Source organism: Streptomyces sp. NPDC088766 (assembly GCF_044750845.1).
Classification (GTDB): Bacteria; Actinomycetota; Actinomycetes; order Streptomycetales; family Streptomycetaceae; genus Streptomyces.
Genome location: NZ_JBIVKQ010000008.1, coordinates 252,252 through 275,692, shown reverse-complemented (window position 1 = coordinate 275,692; position 23,441 = coordinate 252,252). Strand labels below are relative to the sequence as shown.

Annotated in this window: 18 protein-coding genes; 9 read left to right on the top strand and 9 right to left on the bottom strand. The window is 72.9% G+C overall.

Annotation, left to right across the window (positions count from 1 at the left end):
• Positions 1-130: 130 nt before the first annotated feature.
• From ACIP5W_RS14425 to ACIP5W_RS14400, 6 genes are all read right to left on the bottom strand, one after another.
• Positions 131-1,018: a hypothetical protein gene (locus tag ACIP5W_RS14425; protein ID WP_401471892.1), complete on the bottom strand. Its 888-nt coding sequence runs from the start codon at positions 1,016-1,018 to the stop codon at positions 131-133.
• On the bottom strand, positions 1,015-2,070 hold the full coding sequence (locus ACIP5W_RS14420) for a methyltransferase (protein WP_401471889.1): 1,056 nt from the start codon (positions 2,068-2,070) through the stop codon (positions 1,015-1,017). The genes ACIP5W_RS14425 and ACIP5W_RS14420 overlap by 4 nt, the downstream gene beginning before the upstream one ends.
• A 59-nt stretch (positions 2,071-2,129) precedes the next feature.
• The gene (locus ACIP5W_RS14415) at positions 2,130-3,191 is read right to left on the bottom strand and encodes a pyridoxal phosphate-dependent aminotransferase (RefSeq protein ID WP_401471886.1); all 1,062 of its coding nucleotides are present in this window, start codon (positions 3,189-3,191) and stop codon (positions 2,130-2,132) included.
• Positions 3,188-3,577, bottom strand: a complete 390-nt coding sequence (locus ACIP5W_RS14410) for a cupin domain-containing protein (protein ID WP_401471883.1) — start codon at positions 3,575-3,577, stop codon at positions 3,188-3,190. The genes ACIP5W_RS14415 and ACIP5W_RS14410 overlap by 4 nt, the downstream gene beginning before the upstream one ends.
• Entirely contained in the window at positions 3,574-4,647 is a 1,074-nt protein-coding gene (locus ACIP5W_RS14405) for an SAM-dependent methyltransferase (RefSeq protein ID WP_401471880.1), read from the bottom strand. The genes ACIP5W_RS14410 and ACIP5W_RS14405 overlap by 4 nt, the downstream gene beginning before the upstream one ends.
• A 70-nt stretch (positions 4,648-4,717) precedes the next feature.
• Positions 4,718-5,092, bottom strand: a complete 375-nt coding sequence (locus tag ACIP5W_RS14400; protein ID WP_401471877.1) for an acyl carrier protein — start codon at positions 5,090-5,092, stop codon at positions 4,718-4,720.
• 682 nt (positions 5,093-5,774) lie between these two features.
• Between ACIP5W_RS14400 and ACIP5W_RS14395 the strand changes: the two genes are divergently transcribed.
• Genes ACIP5W_RS14395 through ACIP5W_RS14365 form a run of 7 tightly spaced genes read left to right on the top strand, consistent with a single transcriptional unit; the run spans position 5,775 to position 16,470 of the window.
• On the top strand, positions 5,775-6,770 hold the full coding sequence (locus ACIP5W_RS14395) for a ketopantoate reductase family protein (RefSeq protein ID WP_401471874.1): 996 nt from the start codon (positions 5,775-5,777) through the stop codon (positions 6,768-6,770).
• Positions 6,767-7,042, top strand: coding sequence for an acyl carrier protein (locus tag ACIP5W_RS14390; RefSeq protein ID WP_401471871.1), 276 nt, complete (start codon positions 6,767-6,769; stop codon positions 7,040-7,042). Before ACIP5W_RS14395 ends, ACIP5W_RS14390 begins: the two co-directional genes overlap by 4 nt.
• Complete coding sequence (locus ACIP5W_RS14385; protein ID WP_401471868.1) at positions 7,039-11,244, top strand: amino acid adenylation domain-containing protein; 4,206 nt, start codon at positions 7,039-7,041, stop codon at positions 11,242-11,244. Before ACIP5W_RS14390 ends, ACIP5W_RS14385 begins: the two co-directional genes overlap by 4 nt.
• A 12-nt stretch (positions 11,245-11,256) precedes the next feature.
• Entirely contained in the window at positions 11,257-12,270 is a 1,014-nt protein-coding gene (locus ACIP5W_RS14380; RefSeq protein WP_401471865.1) for a zinc-binding dehydrogenase, read from the top strand.
• A gap of 45 nt (positions 12,271-12,315) precedes the next feature.
• Complete coding sequence (locus ACIP5W_RS14375; RefSeq protein WP_401471862.1) at positions 12,316-13,581, top strand: polyketide synthase; 1,266 nt, start codon at positions 12,316-12,318, stop codon at positions 13,579-13,581.
• Positions 13,582-13,617: 36 nt separating this feature from the next.
• Complete coding sequence (locus tag ACIP5W_RS14370; RefSeq protein ID WP_401471859.1) at positions 13,618-14,046, top strand: nuclear transport factor 2 family protein; 429 nt, start codon at positions 13,618-13,620, stop codon at positions 14,044-14,046.
• Between the two features lie 42 nt (positions 14,047-14,088).
• Positions 14,089-16,470, top strand: a complete 2,382-nt coding sequence (locus tag ACIP5W_RS14365; RefSeq protein WP_401471856.1) for an AMP-binding protein — start codon at positions 14,089-14,091, stop codon at positions 16,468-16,470.
• Between the two features lie 59 nt (positions 16,471-16,529).
• Here ACIP5W_RS14365 and ACIP5W_RS14360 read toward each other — a convergent pair whose 3' ends face one another.
• The 3 genes from ACIP5W_RS14360 to ACIP5W_RS14350 all read right to left on the bottom strand — a co-directional run bounded on the left by ACIP5W_RS14360 (position 16,530) and on the right by ACIP5W_RS14350 (position 19,903).
• Positions 16,530-17,480, bottom strand: coding sequence for a M28 family metallopeptidase (locus ACIP5W_RS14360; protein WP_401471853.1), 951 nt, complete (start codon positions 17,478-17,480; stop codon positions 16,530-16,532).
• 439 nt (positions 17,481-17,919) lie between these two features.
• Positions 17,920-18,279: a hypothetical protein gene (locus ACIP5W_RS14355; RefSeq protein WP_401471850.1), complete on the bottom strand. Its 360-nt coding sequence runs from the start codon at positions 18,277-18,279 to the stop codon at positions 17,920-17,922.
• 850 nt (positions 18,280-19,129) lie between these two features.
• Positions 19,130-19,903 (bottom strand): response regulator, encoded by a 774-nt coding sequence (locus ACIP5W_RS14350; protein ID WP_401471847.1) that lies wholly within the window; start codon positions 19,901-19,903, stop codon positions 19,130-19,132.
• Positions 19,904-20,017: 114 nt separating this feature from the next.
• On the opposite strand from ACIP5W_RS14350, the gene ACIP5W_RS14345 reads away from it, so the two are divergent.
• Positions 20,018-21,622, top strand: coding sequence for a CHASE3 domain-containing protein (locus ACIP5W_RS14345; protein ID WP_401471844.1), 1,605 nt, complete (start codon positions 20,018-20,020; stop codon positions 21,620-21,622).
• The gene (locus ACIP5W_RS14340) at positions 21,619-22,812 is read left to right on the top strand and encodes a PP2C family protein-serine/threonine phosphatase (RefSeq protein ID WP_401471841.1); all 1,194 of its coding nucleotides are present in this window, start codon (positions 21,619-21,621) and stop codon (positions 22,810-22,812) included. The genes ACIP5W_RS14345 and ACIP5W_RS14340 overlap by 4 nt, the downstream gene beginning before the upstream one ends.
• Positions 22,813-23,441 lie beyond the last annotated feature (629 nt).

The window sequence follows — 23,441 nt, the reverse complement described above, 5'->3', positions numbered from 1 at the left end:
ACCCGGGGGCGCCGGCCGGGGGCGCGGGGTCCGGGGTCGGGGTCGGGGGCGCCCGTGGGCCGGGAACGGGGGGGGGGGGGGGGGCCCCCCCCCGGGGGGGGCCCCCCCGCTCACCGGGCCTGGGGGCAGGTCAGTGCTGGACCGGGCACCCCCCGCCGCCGGTGCCCCCGCGGACCGGCGCGTCGGTGTCGTGGCGGGTGCCCAGCAGCCAGTACGCCTCCTCCGCGGCCCGCCACAGTTCCGGGAACAGCGCCAGCTGGGAGCGGGCCTCCAGCGTGGCCAGGGACCGGCCGCCCAGGCTCTGCGGGAGCTCCACGGGACCTGCCGTCTCCCCGTCCCGCGCGGTCCCGGCCTGCGTGACGGTCTCCTTGCGCAGGCCCGGCTGACCGCCCAGCTGCGACCACACCATGATCAGGTGGTGCTGCTTCCATCCGAGGACGCTGCCGTCGAGGCGGAGCATCGCCTCCCGGACGAGGGCCAGGGACTGGGAGGCGGCCGTGCGCGGGCCTTCGTAGCCGTCGTCCTGCTGGGCGATCACGTCCTGGAGGGACAGGCCGGCGCGCGCGAGTGCCTCCTCGTACGCCTTCCACACCGGGCGGGCCACGCGCCGCAGGTTGCGGTAGCCGGGCGAGTCGAGGCCGGTGGCGTCCTCGGGCAGCGCGTTGCGCATCATGAGCAGACTGTGCTGGGGCAGGTGGTCGGTGAGCAGTCGCACCGCCTGCACGGTCACCTCGCTGAGGCCGGTGGCCCGGTCGAACAGGCGCACAGCCGGCGCGAACCGGTCGTGGTCCAGATGGCTGATCGCCCGGCGCAGCTCGTAGTGGACCTGTACCCAGGCGTACTCGGTGATCAGGTGCGTGACCTGGAAGAACCGCTGGTCGGGGTGGTCGGTCTCGCTCTCCGGGACCAGTGCGCCGAGGGCGTCGGTGAGGTGGAGGACGTTCTCGTAGTTGCTGCCCCGGTCGAAGTCGTACGACAGCAGGGCGTTGGGCTCGTCCGGATTCAGCGAGCGCTTCACCTGGTCTCCTCTCCGGTCTGCTGTTTGGTGAACTCCACCAGCCAGTGGCCGGGCAGCTCGAATCTCCTCGAGTCGGTGAGGGCGAGGCCGACGCCCGCGCCGAGGTCGCGCAGGTCGGACATGCTGCGCTCGCGGCCGCCGAGCAGGACCAGCATCAGCAGGTCGGCGTAGCTCGCCATGACGGGGTCCTTGCCGCTGTCGAGGAGCCGCTCCACGACCACGACCCGTCCGCCGGGGGCGAGGGCCTCGGCGCAGCGGCCGAGGATGCGGCCCGCGTCGTGGTCGCTCCAGTTGTGGAGGGTGTTGGCGATCAGGTAGACGTCCCCGCCGGCGGGCACGGGGTCGAAGAAGCTGCCGGCGACGAGGTCGCAGCGGTCGCCGACCGGGGCCGTCGTCTCCTTGGCCTCCTCGACCACGCTGTCCAGTTCCAGCAGGGTGCCGCGCAGGGCGGGGTGCTCGGTGAGCAGCTTCAGAAGCAGGGAACCGTTCCCGCCGCCGACGTCCACGACGTGGCCGACCGACCCCCAGTCGTAGATGCGGGCCAGTTCCGGGACGAGCCGGCCCGCGATCCGGGCGATGCCCGCGTTGAAGGACTTCTCGATGTCGGGGTGGGCCGCCAGGTCGGCCCAGAAAGGCCGCCCGTGGGCCTGCTCGTAGACCGGCTGCCCGGTGCGCACGGCGTCCAGCAGCCGTCCCATGGCCGGTTCGAAGCGGGCCTCCATCGGACGGCTGGGGTCGTCGAGGTCCAGCCAGCGCCGCAGGTTGCCCGGGTGCGAGGAGAGCAGGACCCGGCCCACGTCGGTCAGCTCGTACGCCTTGGCGGTGCCGTCGGGCGTGGTGGTCTCGGTGAACAGGCCGAGCAGGCTCACGTAGTGCAGGACGCGGCCGAGGGACTGCTCGTCGGTGCCGGTCTCGGCGGCCAGGGCAGCCGCGGTCCGGTGCCCCTTCTCGACCAGGTCGGGCAGCCGGAGCGTGGCGGTCACCCGGACGGCGGTGGGGGTGAACCCGGAGCCCAGGGCGAGGATCGTGTTCAACGGGTCTTGACGGAACACGCAGATAGCTCCTTCTCATTCGCGTTCAGAGTCGTCCGCCGGGCTTTTCCGGTGGTGGTTCAGGGGTTTTTCTCGATCTCGTCGAGCGCGTCGAGGAAACGCACGAGGTGCTCCTGCGTGCCGAGCGACGTGCGCAGATATCCGGGGAATCCGAACAGTCCTGCATTGCGAACGAGAATGCCGAAATCCGCTGCGAGCCGATCCTGGGCGAGGGCGCTGTCGGCGGCTGCGACGGCGACGAAGTTGGTGGCGGACGGCAGGTGTCCGCGCCCCCTGCGGTCCAGTTCGCCGGTGAACCAGCGGCGCCGGGCGTCGGTGGACCGGCGCACCTCCCCGACGAAGTCCGGGTCGCCGAGCGCGGCGAGCGCGGCGGCCTGCGCGAGCCGGTTGACGCTGAACGGCAGGGCGCGCAGCGTCTGCCGGACGACGGCGATCAGGTCGGGCCGGCCGACGGCGTAGCCGACGCGCAGCGCGGCCAGCCCGTACGCCTTGGAGAAGGTGCGCAGGGCGACGAGCGGAGCGTCCCCGTCCAGCAGGCCGCGGGTCTGCGGGGTTTCGGGCGCGGCGAACTCCATGTAGGCCTCGTCGCACACCAGCGGCACCCCGGCGTGGGCCGCGGCGGCGGCGAGCGCGGTCAGCTCCTCGCCGGTGAGAGCCGCACCGCTGGGGTTGTGCGGATTGCACAGGTAGCCGATCCCGTGGCCGGGAAGCCGTGCGGCGAACGCATCCGCGTCGACGGCCTTGTCCGCCAGCGGTACGGCGGTGCAGCCGCGGCCGGTCAGTTCCAGGCAGGCCCGGTAGCCGGGGAAGGTGCCGTCGGTGACGAGTCCGGGCCGGTCGCGGTCGCCGAGGGCGAGGGCGGTGGCCAGGACCAGTTCGTCACTGCCGTTGGCCACGGCGATGTGGTCGGGGGTGACGTCCCAGTGCCCGGCGAGGGCGCGCACCAGGTCCTGGCGCTCGGGGTCGGGGTAGACGCTCGCGCGCCGCAGCTCGTTCTCGGCCGCGCGCAGGGCCGCCGGGCTGGCCCCGAGCGGGCTCTCGCTGAGGTGCAGCCGGATCAGGTGGTCGGCGCCGGGGACGGTGACGTTGAACGTCCGGCCCGGAGCGGCGGCCGACGTCACAGGCGGTCCCCGAGCAGGACGCCGAAACAGTAGCTGCCGACCTCGGCCTCCAGGGTCAGGAAGCAGTGCTCGCTGCCGGCCGGGATCCGCATGACGCACGGGGAGACCAGCTCGTGGCGGACGCCGTCGAGCCGCACCTCGATGCGGGCGCCGCCCTTGTTCGGGGAGACCAGCAGGTACAGCTCGTCCACCGGGTGGGTGTGCGGCTCGGCGACGGGCTTGCCGACCAGGGCGCTGAGTTCGCCGCCGGCCAGCTGCACGGGCAGGCCGCCGAACATGTCGGCGGTGAGGTAGAAGGGCGCGGGCTGGTGGTGGCCGGCCACGGCGAGGGGGATCGGCAGCCCATCGACGATCTCGGCGTCCTGCGGGTGTCGTTCGCCGGTCACTGGGCCTCCAGTACGAACAGGTAGGTGTGCGGGGCGCCGAAGGGGATCGTGCGGCGCAGGCGCAGGCCGCCCTCGTGGAAGAGGTTCTCGTACTCCTCGCGCGTGTAGATCGGCACGCCCATCAGAGCGTGGGCGAGTTCGAAACCGCTGGAGAAGACGGGGAGGGCGTCCCCCGCGCCGCGCGGGCGGACGGTGGTGTCGGCGAGGAGGAAGGTGTGCGCGTGCGGGAACGCCTTGCGCAGTGCCGGGATCACCTCCGTCCGGGTGCCGGGGTCGACCAGCAGGTCGTGCAGGAACATGAAGCTCATGGCGACGTCGACCTGGTCGGCCCCCTCGATGCGGCGGCCGCGGAAGAGGACGTCGAGGACGTCGGCGCAGATCGGCCGGACGCGGTCGGTCAGTCCGTGCCGTGCGACGGTGCCCGCGGCCAGTTCGGTGGCGGAGGCGCTGATGTCCAGGCCCAGACCGCGGGTGCCGGGGCGGGACTTGACGAGCCGGGACACCCGTTCACTGATGCCGCTGCCGAGGTCGGCGAGGACGGAGAAGTCCAGTGCGGCGATCTGCTCGTCCAGCAGATGGCGCATCATCGCCAGGTCGGCCTGGGCCGAACCGAGTGCCACCATGCCCTCGTCGCGCCGGACGTCGCGTCCGAAGACGCGTTCTCCGCGGGTGATGGCGGCCGCACTCGCGAACACGTCGTGATATCCGCCGACCCCCCAGGTGAAGAACCCGATTTTACGGCGGAGTTCGCTCCAGGCCGGGGTGGGCGTCACCCGGTCGCCGGCCACCACGAGGTGGCCGAAGGACTCCGCCGCGGCGAGGAGTTGACGAAGAACCCTTTCGTCGAGTCCGTGCAGGCGGCAGTACTGCGGTATGTCGAGTACGCCGGACTCGTCGAACCAGGTGAACAGGCCGAGTTGTTCCAGGGCGTACACGACATTGGTGGAGATGAATCCGTTGAACGCCGTGTCGGCGTCGATCGGGGTCTTCGCGTCACCGTGCCATTCGGCAGGCGGGAAAACGCCGTCACCCCATGCGCGAAAGGTGTCGCGGGAAACGGGAGCAGTCACGGGAGATGCCTTCCTTGTCTCGTTCGATTCCGCCGTGCAGCCGTGACCGACATGCGGTCGGGCCGACCGGTCAGGCGATCGGTTGAGTAGCGGCGATACGTTCCACCGCGACCGCCAGTTCGCGGACCGTGGGGTGATCGAAGAACAGCCGGTTGGGCAGCCGTACACCGAGCCGTCGACGCAGCCTCATGAGAACCTGCGTGGCTTTCAGCGAATGCCCGCCCGCTTCGGTGAAAGGCGTGTCGTCGTCGAAGTCGTCATGGCCGAGCACCTCGGCCCACGCGGATCTCACCTGGTCGGTCACCGACCGGACGGGGGCTTTCGCGGCGGCTCCGACATCCGCGGGCTGCTTTCCGCGCACCCCTTCGGACTCCTTCCCGTGTTCCTTTCCGGACTGCTCGCCCCATTGTCTTTCCGGGCGCGTTTCCACACCGTCTTCGCTCAAGATGAATTCCCCCGGATCAGTGCGGCTCATGGTGCACGGCCCGGTTGCGGCGCAGCCGGGCGGGGGCCACGCACAAAGGCGCAGCTGCGTGAAGTTTCAATTTTCGATCCCCCGCAGGAACGGACACACAAACCGGTGAGTCAACCGGTTAGGCCCCTGAGGTAAATGATCACCGTAACGGCCAGATTGCCGATATCGGAGCGTAGGCAGCGGCCGTCGAGCCGGTCAAGGGGCGATTGTCGGCCATCCTTCTCGCAGGGTCGCGGCCGGCACCCGCCACCGTCGAGGGTACGGCGCATGCGCCAGCCAACCGCATGGCTGAAAAGAACGTTGACGGCCGAAAGTTTGCACCCCTACCGTCGATGAGTCGTTTGTGAACGCAGTATTTCAGCGGCTGCGTTCGAGGAAGACATGATTCGGCGTGACGGGGGGCATGATGTACGCCGCAACGAGGGCTCCGGACCGGTCGCCCGACCTGTTTTGAAATACGTCGGAGTTCTACGGACTTCGACGCACTCTGGGACGGCCTTCCACCTGACCTGTGGTCGCGCCCTCTCTCACCAGTGGCCTTTACCGGCCTTTTCCTTTACTTCTCGCGGTGTTCCCCTTCCGCCGCCCGCCGCATCGGGCGGCGGCGGCGCGGAACACCCGCGTCCGTCACGAGATGCGGCAAGGAAGCGTGTTGAGGCATGCAATTCTGGGCGCCGGCGGAGTGGGGCTGGCCGTCGGGGCGGCGCTGTCCCGCGCCGGCCACGAGATCACCCTGGTCATGCGGGAGGCTTCCCGGGCCCGCTACCCGGGCCTGATCGCCGTCCGCAGCCGGCTGCGCGGCGACCACCGGGCCGCGGCCCGTGCCGTGGACCGGTTGGAGGAACCCGTCGACGTGCTGTGGGTGACCGTCAAGGCACCCGCGTTGGAGGCGGCGCTGGAGCGCGTCGCCCCCGGGGCGGCACCGGACTCGGTGGTCCCGCTGCTCAACGGGCTCGACCATCCGGCCGTGCTGCGGGCCCGGTTCGGGAACCGTCAGCTGGTCGGCGCGATCCGCGTCGAGGCGGAGCGGACCGCGCCCGGGGAGGTCACCTGGAACTCCCTGTTCGCGGAGGTCTCCCTCGCCCCGGACACCCCGGACAGCCCACCCGGGACCGGCCCGGTCACCGGCCCCGCCGCTCCGGAGGGCCCGGCCGGAGCCCGCCTCACCCTCCTCGCCGAGGCCCTCACCGACGCGGGCATCGGCTGCGTACCGCAGCAGGACGCGGCCACCGTGCTGTGGCACAAGCTGGTCCTGCTGCTGCCGCTGGCCCTGGCCACCACCGCGGTCGACGGGCCGCTCGGCGCCGTACGCAGGGACCCCGGGACGGCGGCGCTGCTGCGCGAGGCCGCCCGGGAGGCCTGCGCCGTGGCGGCGGCCGAGTCGGTCGCCGTCGACGCGCGGCGGCTGCTGCACACCCTGGACACCCTGCCCGGCCGGACCGACACCTCCCTGCACCGGGACGTCACCGCCGGCGTACGGCCGTCCGAACTCGCCGCACTCACCGAGCCGGTGCTGCGCCGGGCCCGGGACCACCGGGTGCCCGTACCGGCGATCGCCGAGCTGGCGCGCGGGGCCGGGGACCGGGAACGGAGGGCGGCGGTCGTCGCGCCGCACCGATCCACCGACAGCAAGGGAGAGACGTCATGACCCTGGAAGCGACCCTCAAGGAGATCCTCGTCGAGGACCTGTTCCTCGACGTGCCCGCCGACCGCATCGGGGACGACGACGGCCTCCAGGACGTCCTGGGCCTGGACTCCCTGGGCTTCGTGGAGCTGCGCGCCCAGTGCGAGGCACGGTTCGGCGTGAAGATCACGGACGCCGAGTTCACCCCGCTGCACTTCCGCTCGGTGCGCACGGTGGCCGACCTGGTGCGCACCCTGCGGGCCGCCGCGGGCGACCACCTGGCGGTCCCGAAGTGACGGACGCGCGACCGCAGGCGCGGGCAGCCGGCCGGCCCGCTTCCTCCGAACAGTTGGACGTCTGGCTCGCCTGCCAGCGCGAGCCGGAGTCCGACCGCTACAACGTCACCGTCGACCTGGAGTTCACCCCGTCCGTCGACGAACCGGCGCTGCGGGCCGCGCTCGGCGACGTGCTGCGCGCCCATCCGGCACTGCGCAGCACCTTCACCACCGAGGGCGACGAGCTGTACCGCACCACCGAGCCCGACCCGCCGGTGGCGTTCCTCACCGAGCGGCTCCCGGGCCGCTACGACCGCGAGGCGGCACTCGCCCGGGCGGTGGTCGCCGGCCGGGCGCCGTTCGACCTGGCAACCGCCCCGCTGCTGCGCGCCACGCTGCTGTGCGGGCAGGGCGGCGCGCTGCTCGCCGTCACCCTGCACCACATCGTCACGGACGGCTGGTCCAGCCGGATCCTCGCCGAGGACCTGGTGGCCGCCTACCGCTCCCGGGCAGCCGGCGGCCCGGCACCCGCCGCGCGCCCTCCCGCGGCCCCCGACGCCGACCCCGCCGAACGGGCCGCCGCGGACGCCGACGCCGAGGCGTACTGGACCTCGGTCCTGCGCGACGCCCCCGCCCCCCTGGCGCCCCCGCACGACATGGTCCCCGAGGACCGCTTCCCCGGCCCCTCGGGGCGGGTGGAGGTGGCGCTGCCCGCGGAGGTGACCGCGGGCGTCCAGGCCCTGGCCACCGCCGAACGCGCCTCCCCGGCCGTGGTGTCGCTGGCCGCGTGGTCGGTGCTGCTGCACGCCTGGGCCGGCGAGTCCGAGGGCACCTTCGGCATGGTCTTCGCGGGCCGCCGCGACGCGGACGCCGACCAGGTGGACCTGTTCAGCCGCGCCCTGCCGGTCCGCGACCGCCTCGCGCCCGAGGACCGTTTCCTGGACGTCACGCGCCGGCTGCGCGAGCAGGTGCTCGACGCCATGGAGCACGCGCACCTGCCGACGCGGCGGCTGCGCGAGATCCGCAGCGCGCACGCGGACGGTCCGGGCTCGGAGCGCACGGTGTTCATGTACACCCCGGCCTACGAGGACGAGTGGCGCGCCGGCGAAACGACCGTGCGCCGCTTCGACCACCCGGACGAGACGTCGAAGTACGAGTTCTCGCTCAACGTGCTGGAGAGCGCGGCCGGCACCCGGCTGTGCGTCTACTACGACACCGCCCGCCACCGCCCCGACACCGCCGCCCTGTTCGCCGAGGAACTGCGCGAACTGCTGGCCCGTGCCGTCGCGGAGCCGCACACCACCTGCGGCGACCTGCTCGCCGCCTGCGACCCCGGCACGTCCGGGGCGGCCGCCCACGGCGCGCCCGCCACCACCCCGGCGCTCCTGGTCCCCGACCTGGTCCTGCGGCAGGCGGCCGCCCGCCCCGGCGCCGTCGCCGTACGCCACGGGGAGCGCACCCTCACCTACGGCGAACTGACCGAGCAGGCGGGCGAGCTGGCCGGCTGGCTGCACGGCCGGGGCGTCGGGCGCGGCGACACCGTCGCCCTGTTGCTCTCCCCCGGTGCGGACACCCCGGTGTTCTGGCTGGCCTGTGCGCTGGCGGGCGCCGCCTACCTGCCGCTCGACCCCGCCTACCCGCAGGCCCAGCTCCAGCTGATCGTGGACGACGCCCGCCCGGCGGTCCTCGTCACCGACCCCGGCTGCGGGCAGGCCGTCACGCTGCCGGAGGGAGCGGCCGTCCAGGTCGGCGAAGCCCGGGAGCAGGCGCGCGGCCTGACACCCCCGGCACCGGACGGGACGTGGCGGGCCGGCCCCGCGCCGGAGGCCGCGACCCTGTGCGTGCTCTACACCTCCGGCACCACCGGCCGGCCCAAGGGCGTCGTCCTGCCGCACCGCGGCCTGGCCCGGCTCTTCGGCAGGCCCGACTTCATCCCGCTCGACGCCACCGATGTCGTCGCCCAGCTCTGCCCGCTCAACTTCGACGGCGCCAGCTACGAGATCTGGGGCGCCCTCACCCACGGCGCGCAGCTCGTCGTCCTCGACAAGCACCTGGTCCTCAGCCCGCGCGAGATGCGCGCGGTCGTGCGGGAACGCGGGGTGACCACCCTGCTCGTCACGACGCCGCTGCTCAACCGGATCATCGAGGACGCCCCCGACACCCTCCAGTCGCTGCGGTACGTCTACTTCGGCGGCGAGCTGATCTCCGTGCCCCACATGCGCCGCGCGCTGCGCTGGAGCCGGCCCGGGGTCCTGCTGCACAGCTACGGCCCCACCGAGAACTCCTTCACCTCCACCTGGTTCCCGGTCACTTCCCTCGCGGCGGACGCCCGGACCGTGCCCATCGGCCGGCCCGTGCCCGGCACCGAGGTACGGGTGGTGCAGGAGGGCTCACTGCGCCCGGTGCCGCGCGGGGTGCCCGGTGAACTGCTGCTCGGCGGCGAGGGACTGGCCGACGGTTACCTCAACGCGCCGGAGCTGACCGCCGAGCGGTTCGTCACCGACGGCACGACCCGCCTCTACCGCACCGGGGACCGGGTGCGCCTGCGGGCCGACGGCCTGCTGGAGTTCATCGGCCGCAACGACAACCAGGTGAAGATCCGCAGCCAGCGCGTCGAGCTCGGCGAGGTGGAGGCGGTGCTGGACGCCCACCCGGCCGTCGAGTCGGTGTTCGTCACCACCCGCGTCAACCGGCGCGGCGAGAAGGAGATCGTCGCCTACGCGGTCGCCGCGCCCGGCACCGACGCGGACGACCTCGGCCGCCATGCCCGGCTGCGGCTGCCCGCCTTCGCCGTGCCCTCCCACCTCGTGCTGGTGGACGCGCTGCCGCTCACCCCGACCGGCAAGATCGACCGGCAGCGCCTGCCGGACGCCGAGCGCGCGGCGGACCGCAAAGCGCGCACCGGCGCCGTGGCGCCCGCGGCCCCGGCGGCCCCGGCGGCCGCTCCCGGTGGGGCACCGGCACCGGACCTCGTACCGGCCAGTGGTACCGCGCTGCCCGAGGTGACGGCCGGGGTGCGGGCGGCCTGGCGGGCCGTGCTGGGACACGACGGGTTCGGCCCGGACCGCAACTTCTTCGACGCCGGCGGGCATTCGCTGCTGCTGGTGAAGCTGCGGGAGCAACTGCGGCTGGCGACCGGCGCCGACGTGCCCGTGATCGACCTCCTGCGGCACGTCACGGTCCAGGACCAGGCACGCCTGATCGCCGCCACCCACCGGCCGGCGTCCGGCCCGGCGGGCCCCGGGACCACGCCGGCCCGGACCGCGCCGGACGCCGTGTCCGCACCGGACGCGGACGCCGTGTCCGCACCCGCCCCGGCATCCGGCTCCGGCTCCGGCTCCGGCTCCGGCCGGAACGCCGTCGGCTCCGCACCCTCGCGACCTGGCACACCGGCGCCGACCGGGCCGTACCTCATCGTCCTGTCCGCAGCCACGGCCGACGCCCTCGCCGTCGCACGCGAACGGCTGGCCGCCCGTCTGGAGTCCGCCCCGGAGCTGTCACTCGCGGACGTGGCCCACACGCTGGACACCGGCCGCGAACGCTTCGCCCACCGGTTCGCCGCCGTCGCGCACGACCCGGCGCAGGCGGTCCGGGCCCTGCGCACCGACCCCGCCCCGCCGCCCGCCGCCCCGGGCGGACCACCGGCCGTGGTCCTCGCCTGCACCGACGCGGAGGCCACCGCGGCCACCGAGGACGACGGCACGGCGGACGGCGACGGCGCCGTACGGCTGCGCCTGCGGCTCGACCTCGCCGCCCGGTTCGCCGCGCGGGGCGTCACCCCGGCCGCGGTGTACGGCACCGGGACCGGCCGGATCGCGGCGGCCGTGCTGAGCGGCGCGCTCACCCCGGACGAGGGCGCCCGGCTCGCGACCGCCGGCCCCGGCGACCGGGCCGCGCCCACGCTGCGCGGCACCCGCCTGCTGTGGACGACCGCGCTCGGCCCCGTCCCGCCGGGAGAACCCGCCCCGCAGGAGCAGCACCTGAGCGCCGAGGCCGAACCGGCCAAGCTGCTCCAGCTCGTCCGCGACCGGCTCGGCGAGGTGGCCGTGGTGGACGTCGCGCCCGCCGAGCCGCCGGAAGAGGCCCTGCTCGGCGTCCTCGCCGCGCTGTGGTGCCGGGGCGTCGAGGTCCGCCCGGTCCCGCCCGGGACGGCGGTCCGCCGGCTCCGGCTGCCCGGTCATCCCCTGTCGTGGGCGCACCCCGCGCCCGGCGCACGTCCGTAAAGGAAGGTCCGCATGCCGCACGTACGTGGCGAAGCCGCCGTACTCGTCGAACCCGGACGTCTGGAAGTGGAGGAGGTCACCTTCCGGGACCTGGCCGAGGACGAGGTGCTCGTCCGCAACACCCTCGCCGCCATCTGCGGCAGCGACGTGCACCGGGTGCGCGCCGAGTCCCCGTTCTTCCGGGACATGCGCGACCACCCCTATCCGTGCCCGGCCGGCTACCCCGGACACGAGGCCGTGGGCGAGGTGGTGGAGAGCCGCTCGGGGCGCTTCTCCCCCGGCGACCTGGTGCTCACCGTGCCCAACCACGCGTACATGGCGTCCTTCGCGCGCTACCAGACCATCGCCGACCGGTTCCTGCTGCCGCTGCGGGACACCGGGTCCCCGGCCATGCACCTGATGGCGCAGCAGCTCGGCACGGTCGTGTTCGCGCTGAAGCGGTTCTGGCCGGAGCACGTCCCGGAGGGCCGGACGGCCGCCGTCGTCGGCGTCGGCTCGGCGGGCCTGCTGTTCCTGCAGATGCTCCGGCACCGCGGTTTCGAGCAGGTCGTCGCGGTGGACCTGGAGCCGGGCCGGCTGGCCGTGGCCCGCTCGCTCGGCGCGGACGTGACCGTGCTGGTGCCCGGCAGCAGCGCCGAGGAGGCCGTCATGGAAGCGACCGGCGGGCGGGGCGCCGACCTGGTCGTGGAGGCCGCCGGCACCGACGGGGCGCGCGAGCACGCGATGCGGATGGTCGGGCAGCACGGCCGGCTGGGCTTCTTCGGCATGCCCGAGGCGTACGACATGAGCATTCCCTACGCCCATCTCTTCGTGCGCAACGCCCAGTTGATCCACGCGGTGGGCGGGGCGCAGTTGGAGCCGGGACTCGTCTCCTTCCGGACCGCGCTGGACCTGATCGGGGACGGCGCGATCCGGGTGGACGACCACCTCACCCACACGATCGGGATCAAGGACATCGCCGGGGCCTTCGAGCTGGCACACACCCGGCGCGACGACGTCGTGAAGGTCGCGATCAGCTTTGACTGAGACGCGCTCGCCCGGGACGGACCGGGCCGGGAAAGGACGCGGACGATGAGGGAGCCGAGCCGTGCGGAGCGGGCTGCGGAAGCCGGGGACGCCGGGCCCGTGGCGGTGATCGGGGTCGGCGGACGGTTCGCCGACGCACCCGACACCGGGGCGTTCTGGGAGAATCTGGTGGCGGGCCGGGACTGCTTCCGGCGGGAGCCGGTACCGGTCGTCGAGGACCTGGGCGGGGACCGGCTGCGCGTGCACTCGTGGGGTGTGGCCCCGCACCGCGACCGCTACGACAGCGCGCTCGTCGGCGTCGAGGGCCTGGACCCGCAGCACGGCATCCTCCAGGAGTCGCTGTGGCAGGCGGCGGAGGACGCCGGGCTGCGGCTGTCGGCGATCGCCGACCGTACGGCCGTGTACGCCGGGTGCGCCCGCACCAAGCACGTGCCGCGCGCCGCGTTCGACGACGTGGTCCACGTGGACCCGACGTTCGCGGGCCCCTACTTCTCCTACCTCCAGGACCTGTGGGGCGAGTCGGTGATGCTCGACTCGGCGTGCGCGACGTCGGCGGTGGCGGTCCATCTGGCCTGCCAGAGCCTGCGGTTGCACGCCTGCGACTACGCGCTGGCGGGCGCGGTGGCCGTCCAGGAGGACGCCGACGGCACCTACGTGCGCACCCCGCGCAGCATCTACTCGACCGAGGGCATCGTGCGCCCCTTCGACCGCCGGCACAACGGGGTCGTCCCGGGCGACGGCTCGGGTGCGGTGCTGCTGCGGCGGCTGGCGGACGCGCTGCGCGACGGCGACCCCGTGTACGCCGTCATCCGGGGCAGCGCGGTCACCAACGACGGCCGCGCCAAGCCGGGTTTCGTCATCCCGGGCGTGGACGGCAAGGTGCGCGCGGTGCGCCGGGCACTGGCCGCGGCGGGCCTGACGGGCGGGGACGTCGACTACGTCGAGACGCACGGCGTGGGCATCCCGCTCAACGACCAGATCGAGGCCACCGCGCTGATCGAGGCCCTGGGCACGGAGGGACCGCCGGTCGCGGTCGGCTCGGTGAAGGCCTCCGTCGGCCACTGCGACACCGCCGCCGGCATGGCGGCCCTGATCAAGACCTGTCTGGCGATCGACCGCGGGTTCCTGCCCGCGACGCCGAACACCGAGGACCCGGTGGAGGAGTTCACCGGCCGCGGCGCCCGCTTCGGCATCCTCCCCGAGGGCCGTCCCTGGCCCGCGCACGGGCGTCCGCGCACGGCCGGCCTGATGTCGGCCGGCGTGGGCGGCACCAACGCCTTCCTCGTCCTGGAGGAAGCCCCCGTCCCCTGACGTCCCGTCAGTCGCATCATCTACCGAGGAGCACCCATGTCCGTCACCGCCGACCTCTACGTCGAGGTCAAGAACTTCTACGCCCGTCAGATGCGCGTCCTGGACGATCTGGACATCGAGCAGTTCACCGCCACCTTCACCGAGGACGGCTCGGTCGCCCACCCGCACCGCGGGGAGAAGGTGGAGGGCCGCGAGGCGATGCGCGTCAAGATGAAGAGCATGCTCCCGATGTACGAGGGGCTCGTCACCCGGCACTGGTTCGACCACTTCCTGATCGAGCCCGCCGAGGGCGACGGCCTGCGCGTCACCTACTACTCGCTGGTCACCCAGACCGACACCGAGGACACGGTGCGTTTCTTCTCCTCCTCCAGCGTGGAGGACCACATGGTGCGCGAGCAGGGCGCGCTGCGCATCCGCGAGCGGGTCATCCACCGCGACAACCCCAAGTACGGCCGCGTCATCTGACCGCCCGCCCGCCGACCGCGACCGCTGAAGGAGGCAGGGCGGATGACAGAGCCCTGGGAGCTGCCCCCGGCCGAATGGAACGACACGGCCCGTCCGTTCGAGGACGGGGTGAGCATGATGGACCTGATCGAACGGCGCGTGCGGGAGTCCCCCGACGCCCCGGCCGTCCGCCTGGGCGCGGGGGAGGTCAGGACGTACGGGCGGCTGTGGCACGACGCGGGTCTGCTCGCCCGCTTCCTGGCCGGACAGGGCGTGGGCCGGGGCGGGTTCGTCGGCATCCTGCACGACAACTCCTACGACAGCGTGCTGTCGGTCGTCGGGGTGCTGCGCACCGGCGCCGCCTACGTGCCGCTGGACTCGCGCTGGCCGGCCCCGCGGATCGCCGTGCCCGTACGGCAGTTGGGCATCCGTTTCGTGGTGACCGGGCGTGCGCTGGCGCGGCGCGCGGAGGAGGCGGGTCATCTGGCCGGCACCGGTCTGCGGCTGGTCTGCACCGACCTGCGCGGCGCGGCTGCGGACCCGCTGGACACGGAGGCGGTGGAGATGCTGTGGGACACCGTCGCCGAGGACGACGACCTGGCGCGGGCCTCCGGCTTCCACCGGGACCCGGCCGACGGCATCACGGCCGAGCAGGTCGGCACCTACGTCGGACACGTGCGCGACCTCGTGCTGTCGGTGGCGCCGCCGCGTCCGCGGGTGGTCGAGGTGGGCTGCGGCGCCGGGCTGATCGCGCGCGCCCTGCGCGGCCGGACCGGCGCCTACACCGGCGTCGACGTGTCCCCGGTGGCCCTGGAACGGGCGGCCCGGGAGGCCGGGGAGGACGCGCGCTTCGTGCACGCGCCCGCCGACGAGCTGGGGCGCGTGGTGGCGCCGGCCGGCGCCGACGTGGTGCTGCTGGCGAGCGTCGCGCAGTTCTTCCCCGGCTTCGAGTACCTGCGGTCGGTGCTGCGCGACGCCCTGGGCGCCCTGGCCCCGGGCGGGGCGGTGGTCCTCGCCGACCTCGCCGAACCGGACGGGGAGGGGGACGGCGCCCATCTGCGGCTGCCCGCCGTCTGGTTCGAGCGGCTCGGCGAGCAACTCGGCCTGCCCGTCCGGGCGGAGGTGCGCCGCCGCACCGGCGACGACTGGCCGGCCGTCCTGCGGGAGCGCTACGACGTCGTCCTGCGGCTGGCGCCCACCGGCACCGGGACCCCGTACACCCCGGTCGTCAGCACCTGGAGCGACGTCGAGGACGCCCGCGGTCTGCCGCTGCCGACCGGGCCCGGCGCCGACGACACCGCGTACGTCATCTTCACGTCCGGCTCCACCGGGGTGCCGAAGGGCGTCTCGGTGCGCCACCGCAGCGCGGTGAACGTCGTCCAGTGGGTGAACGAGACGTACGCCGTCGGCCCGGACGACTGCCTGCTGTGGGTCACCGCGCTCACCTTCGACCTTTCGGTGTACGACCTGCTCGGGATCCTCGCCGCGGGCGCCAGCGTGCGCGTGGTCCCGCCCGTCGAACTCACGGACGGGGAGCGGCTGCTGGAGATCATGCTCGGTGAGCCCGTCACCTTCTGGGACTCGGCGCCGGCCGCGCTCGGCATGGTGATGTCGTTCAGCGACGGCGTCCCGGCGGGCGAGCGGGTGCCGGATCTGCGGCTGGTCTTCCTCAGCGGCGACTGGGTGCCGCTCACCCTGCCGGACCGGGTGCGGGCCCGCTTCCCCCGGGCGCACGTCGTGGCGCTGGGCGGGGCGACGGAGGCGACGATCTGGTCCAACCACTTCGACATCGGCGCGGTCGACCCGCGGTGGCCCAGCATCCCGTACGGCAGGCCGATCCAGAACGCCCGCTACTACGTCCTGGACGAAGACCGCAAGCCCTGTCCGATCGGTGTGGAGGGCGACCTGCACATCGCGGGCGTGGTGGTGGCCGACGGGTACGTGGGCGACCCGGAGCTGTCGGCGAGCCGGTTCACCGCCGACACGGTGAGCGGCCTGCCGGGCGAGCGGATGTACGCCACCGGTGACCGGGCGCGCTGGATGCCCGAGGGACACCTGGAGTTCCGCGGCCGGCGGGACGACCAGGTCAAGGTGCGCGGCTACCGCATCGAACTGGGCGAGGTGCTGGCCGCGCTGCGGCAGGTGCCCGGTGTGGTGGACTGCGCGGTGACGACGCTGCGGGGCGAGGACGGGCCCCAGATCGTGGCGGCGGTGGCGACGGGGTCCGGGACCGCGGCCGAGGAGCCGGCGTCGGACGGGAGCGCTGTGGCACCGGCCCCGACGGCCGGTGTCGTCCGCCGTCACCTCGCCGGCACCCTGCCCAGCTACATGCTCCCGGAGCACGTGCTGGTCCTGCCGGCGTTGCCGGTCGGCCCCACGGGCAAGGTGGACCGGGACGGGCTGGCCCGCCTGGCGGCCCGCCCTCGCGACCGGCGCCGCGCCTGACCGCGGGAGGGGGGCGGGGGCCCGTGCGCGGGTCCCCGCCCCCCTCCCGGACAGCACACCTAGCCGCGCACGCCGAGCTTCCACACCATGGCCGCGACGGCGTCGGTGTTGACGTCCAGCGCGCGCCGGTCGATGTTGGCCGGCGTGTCGCAGGCCAGGTGGTAGCAGGGGTCCATGGCCTGGCCGGCGGTGCCGCCCCACTTGGCGGCCTGCTCGGGCGTCTTGATCTCGGCGGAGCCGGTGAAGATGCCGCCGACCGGGACGCCCTTGGCGAGGAACGGCTCGTGGTCGCTGCGCCCGTTGAGGGCGGTGGCGGGTTCGGTGGGGATGCCCTTGCCGCGGAAGTACCGGTCGAAGTGGCGGGCGACCTCGGGGCTCTGGTCGTAGACGAAGTAGCCCGGGTTCGGCGAGCCGATCATGTCGAAGTTGAGGTAGGCGGTGATCTTGGACAGTTCGGCGGCCGGCAGCGTGTTCACGTAGTGCGTGGACCCGATGTAGGTCTCCTCCTCCGTGCCCCAGAAGGCGAACCGGAGATGCCGGGACGGGGCGGCCTGTCGCGCGGCCACCGTGAGGGCGGTCTCCAGAACGGCCCCGACGCTGGAGCCGTTGTCGTTGATTCCGGGGCTCGTGTCGACCGAGTCGAGATGCGCCCCGACCATGAGGACCTCTCCTGAGCTCCCGCCGCGCGGCCAGTCCGCAATCAGGTTCCAGCTCTTCTTCCCGCCGAACTCGAATTCCTGGCGCGTGGTGGTGAATCCGGCGGTTTTCAGCTTTCCCTGCACATAGTCGAGCGAGGCGAGATAACCGGCCGTGCCGTGGGCCCGGTTGCCGTTGTTCGCGTCGGATATCTTCTGGAGCGCGTCGAGGTGACGCATCACCGCGGCGACCGGGACGTCGGGTACGGAGCCCGCTCGAGCAGGCTCTTCGGCGTGCACCCCGGCCGTTCCCAGTAACAGGACGGACAGCGTGGACGCGGTGACGACGGCGGAACGGGACGACGTGGAATGCACGGCGAATTCCCTTCTGCGGGCGGGTGCTTGACGTATCGATCAGGGACTCCCCCGTGATCACCCTGGATACTTCCACGGCACCAGGAACCACGCCAGCAGCTTTCACAACCGGAACTGGACGGACGCTCCTTTTACGCCAGGGAGGCAACAATCAATTCTCCGTGGATTCCCCGTGGATTTCCCGCCGGACATCACCCGCAGAGCGCTCCGTCGGGACGTCTCCGCACCGAAATGGTTCGGCAATCACTGGCGAGATTTCGCAGCCTCACCCCGGCACGGCGGCGTTCGGCACGGGCGGCGTTCGGCACGGGCGGCGAACCCCACGGGCCGGCGCCCGACGAGCGGCGGGCGGAACCGGTGCGGGGCAGCGGGAGGTTCCGCGGGAGCGGTGCGCCGGCGGAGGCAGGGCGCCGGCGCACCGCTCCCGCGTGCGCACGCCTCATCCGCCGGCGGGAGCCGTCTCGGTGCGGTGGTCGTAGTACGCCCACAGGGCCACCGCGACCGCGGCCGTGAGGGCCACGGCCGCGACGCGCACGCCGCCGGAGGTCAGATAGGCGACGAGACCGGTGAGCACGCCTCCGCCGAGCATGATCAGACGGCTCACGACACGGTGGCGCGGCCGCTGCGGCTCCTCGCGGTCCTTGAGGTCGCGCAGGGCGTCGCGGCCCGGATGCCGCGAGCCGCGCCGGGCCCGCACGCGGTACTCCAGTCCGTAACTGATCAGCGCGTACAGCGCGAGCGCGGCCAGCGCCCAGAGCCAGTCGCCGGGATCACCGACGGATCCACGTGCCAGATACATGACACCACCCTCCTCTTCGCCATCCGGATGCCCGGCCCTCCCGTTCGTGAACCCGGCAGATCTCCGCCCGGGCCACCGGCGCACCTTCGCCGCAGATCACGCGCCTTCGAATTCCGTGACCGGCGCCCGGGATTCTCGCCGACGCCGCTGACATCGGCGGCCGACACTCCGGCAGCCCACGGCTGTCATGACGCATCCTGGGACACGGCCGTCCCTCCCGGAGGGAAGTCGCGCGGCGGGAGGCGGAGGGGCGAAGGACGGACGCCGAGCGGGGCTCAGGGGGCCTGACAAGGTGTTGGACGCGGCGGTGGGTGATGAGGCAGGTGGCGAGGGCGAGGAAGGCTTCGTGCATGTCGTCGCGTCTCTGCCTGCGGATGCGCAAGGGGCGGAAGCCGGGGAGCCAGGAGATCGTTCGCTCCACGACCCGGCGGAAGACGCCAAAGCCGGAGCCGTGGGGCCGGCCGCGTTCCGCGATGGCCGGCCGGGGACGCCTCGCCGCCACAGCAGTCGCCGGTACTTGTCGTGGTCGTAGCCGCGGCCGGCGAAGAGCGTCTCCGGCCGTCCGCGTGGCCGCCCGGCCGTGCCGGCCACGGGTGGGACCTTGTCCGGCAGCGGGATCAGCCGGGTGACGTCGGCCGCACTCCGGCGGTGAGCGGACCGCACGTCACCACGCCGAGATCGCCCGTCTGCCGGGCGACCGCACGGCGTTCCCGGAGCACACGGTCAACGGCCTGCCCGGCTCGGTGGCACAGCAGGACGGCCCCATCGCGACCGTGTTCACGATCGGGACACCGCGGTGATCGGTTCACGGCCGGTCCGGCCCGTACCGGGCCCGTGTCCCGGGCACGCCCTAGTCGCGGGGCGGGCGGGTGGCGGTGTCGAGGTAGAAGGCGTCGATGCTCTGGACGGCCTGCTCGAACTGCTCCAGGTTGACCGGCTTGGTCACATACGCGTTCGCGTGGCTGGTGTACGCGCCGGTGACGTCCTCGGGGGCTGCGGACGTGGTGAGGACGACGACGGGGATGGTCTGCAGGTTCTCGTCCGTCTTGAGGATCCGCAGGAGTTCGCGTCCGTTCATCCGGGGCATGTTCAGGTCCAGGACGATCAGGTCGGGGCGGGGGTTGCCAGGGGTGCGCAGGTGCTCGAGCGCGGCGACTCCGTCGGTGACCTGGACGAGGTTGCGGGCTCCACGCTCGGAGAGCGCTTCCTCGATGAGGAGGGCATCGGCCATGTCGTCTTCGACGAGAAGGACGTCAAAGGGCCGTGCGGGGGTGGTCATCAACGGGTGCTCCATGGGTGCTTCGTCGGAGTGGTGGAAGAGTCCGGGCCAGCGACGCCGGGCGCCCTGGCGGGTCATGCCGCAGGCGGCACCGAGTTGCGGATACCCGGCACCCGCGCGGGCGGCGGAGACGGCCGCGCTCCGCTGGAGGCGTTCGGCGGCCCGCTGGAGCTGGTCCAGCACGTACAGCAGCGTCAGCGCCCCCGTAGGGCCGCCCTCCGGCGCGGGCGGGACATCGTCCAGGAGTTGGAGAGTGAGGCGCCTCGCAAGCCGGCCGACCGCCGCGTCCGCGACCGCTGCCGTTTCTTCGGGGGTGATCCGCAGACTGAAGTTCTTGCCAGGCACATCCAGCACCTTAGGCTCCGATCAGCCACCTCGACAACAATGGTTGTCAGGATGCATCTAAAGTGGCGGCTGCCCCCGCATGGTGCAGGCGGCATCACATCGGAGGGTCACGGCATGAGCGGGAACGCGAGACCGCGTGCGCGAAGGTTTTCCACCTGGACGACACGGCGGTGGCTGCGTGTCGGGGTGGCGGTCTCGCTGACGGTCCTCGCGCTCCTCGGGGTGACGGGCGCGTGGGTGCTGGCGCGGACGGAATCGATCAGCGAAGACCTCGTGGAGGTGAGATCTCCCGCTCTGAGCACGTCGTTCCGGCTGGAATCGGCGCTGCTGAACCAGGAGACCGGCATCCGCGGATACGGCGCCACCGGCATCCCGGATTTCCTCGTCCCCTACCGGCAGGGTCTCACCGACCAGGCCACCCACACCGCACGCCTGAAGGAGCTGCTGCACGACGACACGGCCGACCTGAAGGACCTCAAAGCCGTGCAGGACGCCGCGGAGGCCTGGCAGGCGAGGATCGCCCGGCCGATCGCCGCCGCGCCTTCCGGAACGCCTTCGTCGCTGGCCACCGAACGCGCCACGGAGGGCAAGAAAGCATTCGACGCACTGCGTTCCGCCCTGAGCGACCAGCAGGAGCGGCTGCGGACGGAGCGGGCGCACGCAGCGGAAGACCTCTCCTCCACCATGGCGCTGCGGAACTGGGTGTTCAGCGCGATCGCGGCCGTCATCCTCGCTCTGACGATCTTGATCTTCGAAGGACTGCGCCGCGGCATCACCGCCCCCCTGGCCCAGCTGGGTGCGGACGCCCGCACCATCGCCGGCGGTGCCTTCGACCACCCCATCACCCCTGCCGGGCCCGCAGACCTGCGACGGCTCAGCGGTGAGATCGACTTCATGCGCCGCCGCCTGGTACGCGAGCTGGCGTTCACCGAAGAAGCCCGCCTGCGCCTCGACGCGCAGACCGCCGACCTGCAACGCTCGAACGCCGAACTGGAACAGTTCGCGTACGTGGCCTCCCACGACCTCCAGGAGCCGCTGCGCAAGGTCTCCAGCTTCACCCAGCTCCTCCAGCGCCGCTACGGCGGCCAGCTCGACGCCCGGGCCGACCAGTACATCGACTACGCGGTCGACGGCGCGAACCGCATGCAGACCCTGATCAACGACCTGCTCGACTTCTCCCGTGTCGGCCGCGTCCACCGCGAGCTGCAGAGCGTCGACCTCGGCTCCGCGCTGGAGCGGGCCCTGTCCTCCCTCAGCGTGAGCATCGAGGAGACAGGCGCCTCGATCACGCACGATCCGCTGCCGTCCCTGGTCGCCGATCCCACCCAGATGGGCATGCTCTGGCAGAACCTGATCGGCAACGCCGTCAAGTTCCACCGCCCCGGCCGGACACCCGAGATCCACGTCTCCGCCGCACCGGAGGGCGCGCTGTGGCGGTTCGCGGTCACGGACAACGGCATCGGCATCGACCCCGAGTACGCCGAGAAAGTGTTCGTGATCTTCCAGCGGCTCCACACCCGAGAGGCCTACAACGGCAGCGGCATCGGCCTGGCGATGTGCAAGAAGATCGTCGAATTCCACGGCGGCACCATCCGCGTCGACCCCGACCACCGCGACGGCGCCCGCATCACGTTCACCCTGGCCTGCGAGCCGCCCGAAACAGCGACCCGCTCCACCATGCCGGAAGCGACCCGCGCCGATGCGGAGCCGACGCGATGACCGTGCCCGCGACGCACGCCCCTGGCGGTCCCTCGCCGGACCCGGTGTACCGCATCCTCCTCATCGAGGACGACCAAGCGGACGCCCTGCTCGTCGAAGAGCTCCTCCACGACACGGGACTGCGGTTCGACCTGACCACGAGAACGAGCCTCGCCCAGGCCCGCACCGAACTCGCCGCCTCCGCGATCGACTGCATCCTGCTCGATCTCCACCTGCCCGACGTGTCGGGCACCAAGGCCATCGCCGCCGTCCGCGAGCTCGCCCCCCACACCGCCGTGATCGTGCTCACCGGCCTGTCCGAGACGCAGGCGGGAGCCGAGGCGATGGCCGCCGGCGCCCAGGACTACCTGGTCAAGGGCAAGGTCGAGGCCGACCTGCTGCACCGCACCGTCCGCTACGCCGTCTACCGCAGCCAGACCGAACGCACAGCCGCCGACGCCCAGAAGTCCCGTCTGCGCGCCGAGGAGAACGCCCGCCTGGAACGGGGCCTGCTGCCCCAGCCCATCCTCTCCACCTCCGGTGTCACCGTCACGACCCGATACCTGCCCAGCACCGAAAGCGCTCTGCTCGGAGGGGACTTCCTCGACGTCGTCGAGGACGACGACGGCGTCCTGCACGCCGTCGTCGGCGACGTCAGCGGACACGGCCCGGACGCCGCCGCACTCGGTGTCTGCCTGCGCATCGCCTGGCGCTCCCTCGTCCTGGGCGGACACCACGGCCCCGGCCTCCTGCACCTCATGGAACGCATCCTGCTCGCCGAACGCGGCCCGCAACCCCTGTTCGCCACCTGCACCCTCCTCACCCTCGACCAGAACGCCGCCACCGCCACGCTGTACCTGGCCGGTCACCACGAACCCCTCCTCACCACCGCCGAGGCCACCCGGGAACTGGCCGCCGCCCACGGAATGGCCCTGGGCATCGCCCCCAGGCTCGGAACCTGGCCGGCCACGGTGGTCCCGCTGCCCGCCGCCGGAGCCCTGACCCTCTACACCGACGGCCTCACCGAGGGACACAACGGCCCGCGCGCCGAGCGGCTCGGCGTCGAAGGACTCCTCACCCTGATCCGGAACCTGCCGACGGCAGACCCGGCCGCCCATGTCGACCGCCTCATCGAGGAGACCCAGACACTGAACGCCGGGCGTCACACCGACGACCTCGCCGTACTCCGCCTCGACTGGGGCAACAAGTAGGTGACGGCCCCCCTTCCGTTGTCTGCGTCTGCGCGGGAGGCGGTGCGTCGGCTTGCGCGGAGTCGCATCAGCCGCACATCGTCCCCCGGCGGGCATCGAGGAGTCGGCCGGACACTGCCGAGCAAGAGGCTGCGCGGACAGGGGCGGCTTCGGCGTCATCTCGACGTACTCTCGTCGCCCGGTCGCGGTCACGATCTGTCATGGAGTCAGATGCTGCGATGAAGGCTTGCGCCCTCGAGGAGGGCTGGCTGGACGATCAGTGTCGCCGTTTGGACGAGGTGCGCCGACGCCGGCCCCGCGAGGTGGTGGAACCCTCCTTCGGTGTCCACGAGTGGAGTCCGGACCGAAAGCGACATCCATGGCCGGGATGCCCCGCCTGATCTCCAACCCGCGTGCCGGGCGCCGTGCTGCTGCGCGTACGGGTGGCACGCGCGCAGTCCGCAGCCCTGCCCGCGTCCGTGCTGCCGCTCGTCCTGATCCGGTGCGCGGACACCGACGAGGAGGTGAGGGACCCGGCCCGCGCACCCCTCGGCCACGCCCTCGCGGGCGCGGACGAGGCCGTGCCGGCTCACCTGGCAGTGCTGGTGAGCAGGCGTCGGCGGTACGGCTCGTGGGTGCGGAAGGCCGTG